Origin of the sequence: Paraburkholderia sp. SIMBA_027 (assembly GCF_046535315.1) — a bacterium.
Taxonomy (GTDB): domain Bacteria; phylum Pseudomonadota; class Gammaproteobacteria; order Burkholderiales; family Burkholderiaceae; genus Paraburkholderia; species Paraburkholderia tropica.
Genome location: NZ_JAWRWY010000105.1, coordinates 1 through 452 on the forward strand (window position 1 = coordinate 1; position 452 = coordinate 452).

At 51.5% G+C, this 452-nt stretch carries 1 protein-coding gene; it reads left to right on the plus strand.

The window, feature by feature from the left end:
* A partial coding sequence (locus tag SB764_RS38330) for a DNA polymerase domain-containing protein (RefSeq protein ID WP_410866507.1) occupies positions 1–452 on the plus strand: 452 nt, incomplete at both ends.

A 452-nucleotide genomic window follows, 5' to 3' on the forward strand; every position in this document is an offset into this window, starting at 1 on the left:
GGAAGCGCAGCTGTCTCGTCTGGTTGGTCAGCCGCTGTGGGACGTTTCTCGTTCTTCTACCGGTAACCTGGTTGAATGGTTCCTGCTGCGTAAAGCGTACGAACGTAACGAACTGGCGCCGAACAAACCGGACGAACGTGAATACGAACGTCGTCTGCGTGAATCTTACGCGGGTGGTTTCGTTAAAGAACCGGAAAAAGGTCTGTGGGAAAACATCGTTTCTCTGGACTTCCGTTCGCTGTACCCGTCTATCATCATCACCCACAACGTTTCTCCGGACACCCTGAACCGTGAAGGTTGCCGTAACTACGACGTTGCGCCGGAAGTTGGTCACAAATTCTGCAAAGACTTCCCGGGTTTCATCCCGTCTCTGCTGAAACGTCTGCTGGACGAACGTCAGAAAATCAAAACCAAAATGAAAGCGTCTCAGGACCCGATCGAAAAAATCATGC